Source organism: Streptomyces sp. NPDC088194 (assembly GCF_040702025.1).
Classification (GTDB): Bacteria; Actinomycetota; Actinomycetes; order Streptomycetales; family Streptomycetaceae; genus Actinacidiphila.
Window position 1 is genome coordinate 1 of record NZ_JBFBIV010000192.1, and the last position, 5,688, is coordinate 5,688.

A 5,688-nucleotide genomic window follows, 5' to 3' on the forward strand; every position below is an offset into this window, starting at 1 on the left:
CTCGTAGTGGGCCTACTCGGACAAGCCCGACAACGAAGCGAGCGTGCGTGCCAGGCGCCACGGGCCAGGCGGGACTTCCAAAACACGGCCTAGCCCCGCGGGGCCCGCGCGCCTGAGGAACGGAACCCAACAGGCCGTACCCGCCGACCGGCTGGTGCGGCCCGTTGCCATGACGGAACGCGGCGGTGAATGTTGTTCAACCGTTCGAAAAAACCCGCCGGTCGGGACGGCCGTCAACGACCATGGAACGTGGAAGGCGGGCCGCCGCACCAGGGGCGGGTCCGCTCCGCGCGCATCGCCAGGGCGATGCCGAACGAGGGGGTACCTGAGTGAAGACCCGAAGAGCTGTCGCCGTCCTGTTAGGCGCGGCACTGTCGATCGTCGCGCTCGTCACACCGGCCGGCGCGCAGCCGGCGCAGACCGGAGTCTCGACCACCTACCAGGTCAACGCGCGGCACAACGGCACCGTCGTCGACTCCGGCGTCGGCGCTCCGCCGCTCAGCCAGAAGTGGTCGCGCGACCTGGGCGGGAGCGTCTCCTACCCCGTCGTGGCCGGCGGGCGGGTCTTCGCCACCGCCGCCTCGCCGACGGGGTACGGCACCACGCTCTACGCCATCGACGCGGCCACCGGCGAGAACGCCTGGGCGCCGGTCGACCTCGGCGGCACCTACTGGTGGTCCGCGCTCGCCTACGGGGGCGGCCGGCTCTACGCCCAGAACTACGACGGCGTGCTGACCGCGTTCAACCCGGCCACCGGGGCGAAGCTCTGGACCGTCACGCTGCCCGGGCAGTACTCGTTCACCTCGCCGCCCACGTTCGCCAACGGTGTGGTGTACACGGGCGGGGCCGGCTCGGGCGGCACCCTGTACGCGGTGGACGCCGCCACCGGCTCGCTGCTCTGGAGCCAGCCGGTCGCCAACGGGGACGACAGCTCGCCCGCCGTCGATGCCGCGGGGGTCTACGTCTCCTACGCCTGCGAGCAGGCGTACGCCTTCGACCCCAAGTCCGGCAGCCCGATCTGGCACCACCAGACGGGCTGTTCCGGTGGCGGCGGCCGCACGCCGGTCCTCGCCGACGGCGGAGTCTGGGTCCGGGACAACGGGATGGCCTCCTCGGTCCTCGACGCCGGCACCGGGGAGGTCAGCAGCACGTACGACGCCGCCGGAACCTCGCCGGCACCGGCCATCGACGGCCACCAGGGCTACTTCGTGGACGGCGGCGTCCTCCAGGAGCGGTACACCCCCACCCTGGACACGCGCTGGACGTTCCAGGGTGACGGCCGGATCAGCACGGCGCCGATCGTCGTCAACGGCTATGTCTACGTCGGCTCCCTGAGCGGCCAGTTGTGGGCGGTCAACGGCGCGACCGGCCAGTCGGTCTGGTCCACCGACGTCGGCGCGCCGATCAACGGCCCCGACGAGCAGAACGTGTCCCAGCCGCTGACCGGGCTCGGCGCGGGCGACGGGCTCGTGGTGGTTCCGGCCACCAACCTGCTGGTGGCGTACGGGCAGTGAGCGGCAGGGGTGGTCGCCGGTTCCGGCGGCCACCCCTGGTCCCTGTCCCTCCTCGTACGACCAGCCCCGGCGACTTTGCCGGGTCTTTACAATCGGCCCCAGCGCCGCCTCGTCTTTTCAGTCGATCCGCAACACAGCCCGCCGCGTGACAGCGCGGGCGGACCGACGAAAGAGAGCGATTCCATGCGCCGAACCGTCCTGAGCGCCGTGGCCCTCGCGTGCACCGCCGTCCTGGCGAGCACCGTGCCCGCGTTCGCCGATGGGGCCACACCGTCCCCGAGCCCGACCTCCGCGCAGTCCCCGTCGGCCAGGCCCTCGACCGCGCCGCCGGCCGCCTCGCCCGCACCGACCAAGGTGGCGCAGCCGAGCCAGGTCGCCGCCGTGCCGAAGGGAGCACCGGACACCGGTGTGGCGCCGGTGGCGTCGCACTCCGGAGCCGACGGCGGCCTGATCGGCGGGGGCGCCGCCGCGGCGCTGGCCCTCGGCGGCGGGGCCTTCTTCCTCGTGCGGCGCCGGCGGGCGACCGGGGCGTGACCTCGCTCTCCAGGCGCGCGTTCGCCACCGCGGTGACGGCGTCGCTGCTCACGGGCTGCGGCGGCCACCAGGTGGGCGGCGCCGCCGCGACCACCCGCCCACCGGGCACCCGTCCCCCGAGCACGCCGCCGTCCGCGCGGCCCGCCGCGAAGTCGGTACGTGCGCTGGGGCGTTCGGTCCCGGTCCGGCTGGAGGTCCCCGCCATCGGCGTCGACACCCCGCTCATGCAGCTGGGGTTGGCCGCGGACGGCAGCGTGCAGGTCCCGCCGATCACGGCGCACGACCGGGCCGGCTGGTACCGGAACTCGCCGACGCCCGGGCAGACCGGTCCGTCGGTGATCCTGGCCCATGTCACGGTCGGCGCCTACGGGGACGGGGTCTTCCGCCACCTCGCGCGGCTGCGCCCGGGCGACCGGATCGTGACGCGCCGGAAGGACGGCACGGCACCGCGGTTCACCGTCACCGACGTCCGTACGGTCGCCAAGTCGGATTTTCCGACGAGCGCGGTCTACGGGAACGTGGACCGGCCCGAGCTGCGGCTGATCACGTGCGGCGGCCCGCGCAGCGGTGACGGCTACCTCGACAACGTGATCGTCTTCGCCGCGCTGACCTCGACGGGCTCCTGACGCGCCGCAACGGGTCCCGGGCCGCCGCCGTTCCGTACGCCGGCGGCCCGGGACCGTCCTCCCGAGAGGGCCCCCACGTGTCCGACCAGTGCCACCACGACATGGAGAGCGTTGAAACGGTCCCGCGAGAAGGCAGCGTCCGAGCTGTTCGCCGCCTTCTACCCGCGCCTCGCCGGCTGGTGCCGCCGTCTGGTCGACGACGACGAGACGGCCCACGAGATCGCCTCGGAGGCGTTCACCCGGCTGTGGGCCCGCTGGACGGCCGTGGCGGAGCCGCGCGGATTCCTCTACGTCACCGCGACCAACCTCGTCCGGGACCACTGGCGCAAACTGGAGCGCGAACGCCGGGCCGTCCGCCGGGCCACCGCGGAGGCCGCCGTCCGGCCGCCGACCGAAGCGGCCGACCCGTCGTTGCGCCTGCTCGTGCAGTCGCTGCCGGAACGGCTGCGGGTGCCGATCCTCCTGCACTACTACGCCGACCTCCCGATCCGGGAGATATCCCTGCTCACCGGCCGGAAGGAGGGGACCGTCATGTCCGACCTCCACACGGCCAGGGAACTGCTCCGCGCCCATCTGAGGAGAAGCCTTGATCACACAGTCTGACGACGGTCAGGACTTCGACCCCGACGACCCGCTCACCGTCATCCTGCGCCCCACCCCCGCCCCGCTCGGCCTGCCCCCGGGCCGGTACGAGAAGATCCGCCGCGGCGCGGCCCGCCGCCGGATGCTGCGGATCGCCGTCGGGGTCGGCCTGTCCGGCGCCGTCGCCGCCCTCGTCGTGGTGCCGCTGCGCATGACGGGGCCCGTCGAGCCCGCCGCCCCGAGGGTCCCGCTCGGCCCGCCGCCCGCGAGCAGTCCTTCGGCCGGGCCCACCTCGCCACCGGCGCCGTCGCCCGCCACCAGGCCGCCCACGAACGTCCCCACCAGCGGCCCGCCCACCGCGAAGGCCCCGCCCACGAAGCAGGTCCCGTCCACGAAGCAGGTCCCGTCCGGCGCCAACGTCTCCGCCACCCAGGCCGTACCGGCCACCCCGAGCACGTCCGCGGCGCCGCCGGCATCCGACCCCACCGGCACCTCTCCCCGGCAGTCCGGCGATCAGCCGTCGCCCCTCCCGACGGAACTGCGCCGCTGAGCCGGGGGAGCCGGACGGCGGACGGCCCGGCCCCGAACCGGGGCCAGGCCGTCGCGGGTTCCTGGATGGTGCATTGGAGGGTTCCTGGACCAGTGGCTCAGCGACCGGCTCAGCGGCTCAGCAACTCAGCGGCTCAGCAGGCGCCGAGGTCCTGCCAGACACCCCATTCGCCGGTGGTGCCGGGCTCTTCCCCCTGCGTCCACCACTTCGCCTGCCAGGTGTGGCCGTTCCACGCGACCGTCTCACCGCCGGTGTAGACCTGCGAGGAGCTCCAGGAGCCCGCGGTGCAGGTCGCGCCTCCGGTGCTCCCGCCGGTGGTGGTCCCGCCGGTCGTCGTCCCGCCCGTGGTGCTGCCGCCGGTCGTGGTCCCGCCGGTGGTGGTCCCGCCGGTCGTCGTGCCACCCGTGGTGCTGCCGCCGGTCGTGGTCCCGCCCGAGTTGCCCGCGAACGGCAGGAACGCGTCGGTGAACGCCAGGCTGCTCTGGCTGATCTCGGTGCAGGTGGGAAGGGAGTTGGCGCTGCCGCTGCACGGCTGGTCGCGGTTGATCGACCAGAACGCCAGCCGGGCGACGCCGTGTTGCGCGGCGAAGCTCTCCACGGTCTGGGCGTCCGCGAGGGTGAACGTGGACCCGTCGTCGTTCTTGCCGATCATCGGGGTGATGCCCAGATTGCCGTAGCCGTAGCTGGAGTCGACGGACTGCATCTGGGCCAGCGTGGCCTCGGCGGCGGAGACCGAGCCCTGGCCCATCTCGGTGCCGGTGCCCGAGTAGAAGTCCATGGTCATGATGTTGACCACGTCGATCTTGACGCCCGCGTTCTTGGCGGCCTTGATGATGTTCACACCGTCGCCGGTCAGCCCGCTGGCCAGGACCGGCAGCGTGACGGAGAACTTGAGGCTGGGGTTGGACGCCTTGAGGTCCTTCATCGCCTGCATCTGCCGTGCCACCGAGGCGGTGTCGGCGATCGCCGCGCCTTCGATGTCGAAGTCCAGCTGGGTGACGCCGTAGTCGTTGATGAGGGCCTGGTAGCCGGCGTCGATGGAGCTCTGCGTGGAGCAGGTCCAGGCGAGCGGCAGGCCGCTCGCCCCGCCGGACGAGATGATGACGGAGGCGCCCTCGGACTTCGCCTTGGCGATCAGCGGGTCGGTGAAGGAGTCGGCACCGATCGGAAGGGTGTCGCCCCAGATCTGGTTGCAGCCGCTGCCGAGCACGAAGGCCGCGGTGTACGCCTTGAGCCCGTGTCCGGTGATGGCGGTGTCGAGCATGCCCTCCTGGCTGTTCGACATGTCGACGTAGGGAGCCACGGAGTAGGTGTCGGCGGCCGGCGCCACCGCGGCGTTGCCCGCGGGGGCCAGGGCCATGACCGCGCCGGCGGTCGCGAGCGAGAGCGCGGCGGCGGAAGCCGCCCATTTCGCAAAGCGCATGGAAGCACCTCAAGCGTGAAGTGGTGGGGGGAGCCTGCGGGTTGGGGGGAACGTGCGTCTCAAGCCTGATTGGTACGTACCAAACCGCGCGGACGCCCGCCGCGTCAAGAGGACTAGACCAACTTTCCGCGGCCCTTTCCCGTTCCCCCTCCTGTCCCCCGCACCTCTTTCACCGCCAGTGGTACTCGCTGACCGCGCCGCCGGAGACGGTGACGGTGCCGTGCGGGATGCCGGGGCTTCTCCAGACGGTGTACTCGCCCTCCTCCAGGGACGAGAGGACCAGGCAGTGCAGGGTGCGATCCGGCAGGTGGCGCGGGCGGACCGCGGCATGGGTGCGGCGGGTGGGATCGGTGGTCGGGCTGACCGTCCACGGCGCGCTCGCCGCGGTGCGCCCCGGCAGCAGCAGCCCGGGCGCCTTCGTCCGGCTGGCCGGGGCGATGATGCTGCACCTGTACCGGA

General features: G+C 72.9%; 7 protein-coding genes. 5 read left to right on the forward strand and 2 right to left on the reverse strand.

All coding sequences use genetic code 11. The features are described from left to right. Positions 1-329 precede the first annotated feature (329 nt). From AB0399_RS40190 to AB0399_RS40210, 5 genes are all read left to right on the forward strand, one after another. Positions 330-1,514 (forward strand): PQQ-binding-like beta-propeller repeat protein, encoded by a 1,185-nt coding sequence (locus AB0399_RS40190; RefSeq protein WP_366414658.1) that lies wholly within the window; start codon positions 330-332, stop codon positions 1,512-1,514. A 183-nt stretch (positions 1,515-1,697) separates the two neighbouring features. Further along, positions 1,698-2,048 carry a sortase-dependent protein gene (locus AB0399_RS40195; protein ID WP_329367449.1) on the forward strand — a complete coding sequence of 117 codons (351 nt, stop codon included), beginning with the start codon at positions 1,698-1,700 and terminating at the stop codon, positions 2,046-2,048. Next, positions 2,045-2,674 carry a class F sortase gene (locus AB0399_RS40200; RefSeq protein ID WP_329367447.1) on the forward strand — a complete coding sequence of 210 codons (630 nt, stop codon included), beginning with the start codon at positions 2,045-2,047 and terminating at the stop codon, positions 2,672-2,674. The genes AB0399_RS40195 and AB0399_RS40200 overlap by 4 nt, the downstream gene beginning before the upstream one ends. A gap of 111 nt (positions 2,675-2,785) precedes the next feature. Continuing rightward, positions 2,786-3,277, forward strand: a complete 492-nt coding sequence (locus tag AB0399_RS40205; RefSeq protein ID WP_328466113.1) for an RNA polymerase sigma factor — start codon at positions 2,786-2,788, stop codon at positions 3,275-3,277. After that, positions 3,261-3,806, forward strand: coding sequence for a hypothetical protein (locus AB0399_RS40210; protein ID WP_366414659.1), 546 nt, complete (start codon positions 3,261-3,263; stop codon positions 3,804-3,806). The genes AB0399_RS40205 and AB0399_RS40210 overlap by 17 nt, the downstream gene beginning before the upstream one ends. A 133-nt stretch (positions 3,807-3,939) precedes the next feature. Here AB0399_RS40210 and AB0399_RS40215 read toward each other — a convergent pair whose 3' ends face one another. Together AB0399_RS40215 and AB0399_RS40220 are read right to left on the reverse strand one after the other, a co-directional pair. After that, positions 3,940-5,229, reverse strand: a complete 1,290-nt coding sequence (locus tag AB0399_RS40215) for a chitinase (RefSeq protein WP_366414660.1) — start codon at positions 5,227-5,229, stop codon at positions 3,940-3,942. Between the two features lie 169 nt (positions 5,230-5,398). Then, a partial coding sequence (locus tag AB0399_RS40220; RefSeq protein ID WP_366414661.1) for a hypothetical protein occupies positions 5,399-5,688 on the reverse strand: 290 nt, incomplete at its 5' end.

Coding starts and splice junctions, on each gene's coding strand:
- AB0399_RS40215 (WP_366414660.1), bottom strand. CDS start 5,229: ATGCGCTTTGCGAAATGGGCGGCTTCCGCCGCCGCGCTCTCGCTCGCG.
- AB0399_RS40195 (WP_329367449.1), top strand. CDS start 1,698: ATGCGCCGAACCGTCCTGAGCGCCGTGGCCCTCGCGTGCACCGCCGTC.